The sequence below is a fragment of the Methylobacterium sp. BTF04 genome, assembly GCF_010692745.1.
Classification (GTDB): Bacteria; Pseudomonadota; Alphaproteobacteria; order Rhizobiales; family Beijerinckiaceae; genus Methylobacterium.
In genome coordinates this window covers 1-3,508 of record NZ_JAAHTB010000122.1, presented here as the reverse complement: position 1 = coordinate 3,508, position 3,508 = coordinate 1, and the positions used below count along the sequence as shown (strand labels likewise).

General features: G+C 62.4%; 2 protein-coding genes. Both read left to right on the top strand.

What is annotated here, in order from left to right:
* Positions 1-495 precede the first annotated feature (495 nt).
* Positions 496-2,373 carry a methyl-accepting chemotaxis protein gene (locus G3T14_RS23510; RefSeq protein WP_163644914.1) on the top strand — a complete coding sequence of 626 codons (1,878 nt, stop codon included), beginning with the start codon at positions 496-498 and terminating at the stop codon, positions 2,371-2,373.
* A 707-nt stretch (positions 2,374-3,080) separates the two neighbouring features.
* Entirely contained in the window at positions 3,081-3,413 is a 333-nt protein-coding gene (locus G3T14_RS23505) for a hypothetical protein (protein ID WP_163644913.1), read from the top strand.
* The last annotated feature ends 95 nt before the right edge of the window (positions 3,414-3,508 follow it).

The following is a 3,508-nucleotide window of genomic DNA, read 5'->3' as shown; positions in this document are numbered from 1 at the left end:
CCTCCGTCCCGCAGCCCACGTCCAACCACCACGCCCAAGGACCTGAGCAATTACCGAGAACGAGCCGGGACCGATTCGGTTGCATCTGTTGTGTCGGAAAAGCGTTAATTTTATCGTCGTTTAAGTACATGAAGCGGGCTCTCTTACGGGAGGTTATAAGGAGCCGCGCCGAAACGGTACTAGCGGTATCGCACTACTGATAGGCTGACCGTTCGTTCTCACCCTGATTAGCGGCAACAATCTCAGCGAAAGAGATCCAGAGACTTCATACGCCGTCGACAAAATCTGAAGAATTTAGTTTATGCTTAACGAAATCGTGATGGTCTGACGGCTCAGTGTTCGGCGAGCCGAGTTGATTCCGGAGAGATCGGGATTGTGATGACCATAAAATCACGCATTTATTTCGCCTTTGGGATGCTCTTGGCGATCTTGGCGGCAACCTCTGCGAGCAGCTGGCTAACGAATCAAACAAATCAGACCCAGGTCACCGCATATATGGCGGCCCTCGATCGCAAGGGCCAAGCAATCGAGATGGATCTTCTAACCCAGAAGATCCGAGTCCGGGTGAACCAGTGGCTCCGTAGTTTCAATCCGGACTTTGCGAAGCAAGCGGATGCCTATCTCGTCGAGTACTCGTCTGCCGTCTCCAAGATCAAGGGGGACATCACTATCGAAGCCGACCAGAAGGCTATCCAGACGGTCGAGAAGGCCGCCCATGCCTACACAGTGAGCTGGAAGATCGTTCAGGACCTCTATGCCGAAGAGGCACGACTCTACGCCGACGGGATCGAGACCGTGAGCGACAAGCTCAGAGCGGACTTGGCGGTGGTTCGGGACGCCGAAGCTGAGCGCGGGGCCGGTGGCGCCTATTATCTCGTCGTCGGTGCGCGTGACGCCTTCAGTACGGCATTGAACACGGCGATGCGCTATCGGTCGAGCTCCAAGCCCGAGGATGCCGCCAAGGTGGGCGCGGCACTCGCGCAGGTCTCTGATTCCGTGGGCAAGGCGCGCCGCGTGATACAGGATCGCGATGGGGACGCCCTGATGCAGCGTGTCGCGGGAAACCTGACGACGTGGCGGACCGCGTTCGATGAGGTTCAGCGGGTCGGTAAGGCGCGCGCGGCCCGCATTGTTACCTGGACCAAAGACGAGGGTGAGGTGATGTCTCAGGGCGCCAACGCGCTGCGGGACTCCTCCGCCCAGAGCGCCCGAGCCGCCCAGACCGCGATGCTGGAGGCGAGCGCGCGGGGTGAAGCGATCCTCTACGTCGCGACCGCCATCGCCCTCCTCGTTGGAACGGTCTTCGCCGTCCTGATCGCGCGCAGCATCGTTCGCCCGATCTCTGGCATGACCGCCGCGATGAAGCGCCTCGCAGCCGGCGACACCAGTGTCGAAATCCCGTCGCGGGGGGCCTCCGACGAGATCGGCGAGATGGCCAAGGCCGTCGACGTGTTCCGCCAGAACGCGATCGCGCGCATGGAGCTGGAGGCACAGCACGCAGCGGATCAGTCGGCGCGGCAGCGCCGGGCGGATCGCGTCGACCAACTCGTACGCGGGTTCGACACCAGCATCGCAGGTGCGATCGCCATCGTCACCTCCGCGGCCACCGAACTCGACGCCACCGCGCGCTCAATGACCGGCGTTGCCGACGATACTAACCACCAAGCGGTCGCGTCGAGCGCCGCGGCAGAGGAGACGGCGATGAACGTGCAGACGGTCGCGGCCGCGGCCGAGCAGATGGTGGCCTCGCTCCAGGAGATCGAGCGTCAGGTACTGCGCTCGAACGAGGTCGCCAACGTCGCGGCCCGCGATGCCGAGGCCACCGACATCGCCATGAATGGGTTGGGCGAAGCCGCCAGTCGAATCGGCGCCGCCGTCACCATGATCTCGACGATCGCGGGCCAGACCAACCTACTCGCCCTCAACGCCACCATCGAGGCCGCCCGCGCCGGCGAGGCGGGGCGCGGGTTTGCGGTGGTCGCGTCCGAGGTCAAGGAACTCGCCAGCCAGACCGCTCGCGCCACCGAGGAGATCAGCAGCCAGATCGCGGCGATCCAGGCTGCCAGCGGCGGTGCCGCAGCCGCGATCCGCCAGATCGGCCAGACCATCGCCTCGATCAATCAGGTAACTGGCTCGATCGCCGCGACGGTCGTGGAGCAAACCGCGGCCACCAACGAGATCGCGCGCAACGCCTCCGAAGCTGCGCGGGGTACGCAGGATGTCTCAGCGAACGTCGCGAAAGTGCTGGTCTCGGCGAACGAGACCGGCAGCGCGGCCTCCCAGGTCCTCGCGGCAGCCACTGAGCTCGCAATGCAGTCCCAGGCGGTCAAGCGTGAGGTCGACGAGTTCCTTGAAGCGATCCAGGCCGCTTAGAGGCCACTGCATGAGCAGCGATGCGTTCGATCCACCGCGTTTGTTTAGGCCGAGCGGCCATAGCGCCTGCAAGATTCCGTAAAATCCGCATTATACCATTTTTTGCCGGTTATAATATCGACAAAACAGTCTAATTATCGACGTTAACAACAGAACTACTTGGAGTCGCGTTACACTAGTGGGGATGGGCGTGGGGTTCCAAAGCCAATCGACATCGTATCTGTTTGAGGTCGCTATGTATGAGGGGGAATCCACCGACGCCTACCGACAACCTACGCGCTCGATCCACGCGCGCCAGGGCTTTCTCGCGTGAACGCGTGTGTGCACGGTGATGGCGATACGATCCCCACTCACTGCCTGGACGCAGGGCTGAACGGGGGCGGTCGTCGTCGAACGGGTGTGCCAGTCAGCGCGCTCCTGAAAAAGTCCCAGCACGAGCGTCTCGGCCGCATCGCTCTTTGCAATCGAACCTCGGCGGTCGATGACGTGACGAACCAGCTGCTGCAGCGGTTGGGTCTCATCCAGCAGGTCGGAGAGCTGAGACCGCATCGGTTGCGTGGGTATCCGGCTGCCGAGTGGACCATCACACCCGCAGGTTGCGAGGCTCTGCGAAAAGTTCACGGTGACGCTTCTGTTTAATAAGATTTTCGTAATCTACCCGGCATTTTGGACCGGACCTATCACGAAGCTACCGCCTGAGAGGAGCCATGGCTGAGATCCACGTCCTCCCGACCCGATTTTACGGATCGGATCAGATCGCGCGCCTGTGCGCTGACCTAACCCAGGCTTTTGAGACGGGCACGGATACCGGCTCGCGCGCCCACCACATTCGCGCGGATGGCGAGAGGTTGCTGGCGCTGTCGCAGCAGCTGGAACGCGTGGTCGAACCGCTTCTGCAGGGACTGGCTCACCGAGGATTGCGGGAGGAGCGTGCGAACGCGGAGGTCGCCATGCGCGCGCTCATCGATGCCGCCGCAGCACTGGCCGCCGGTGCAAAACGCTTCCCGGCTGCGGAGGAGAGCTGGGTTGCGAGCGGATGATGAGCGACGGTCCGGCCGGGGGCGGGATCGTGTCAGGTCCCAGCCTGACCATCTATCAGTTTCTATGTTTTCCAGAGCGGGGGCAGCGGGAGGAG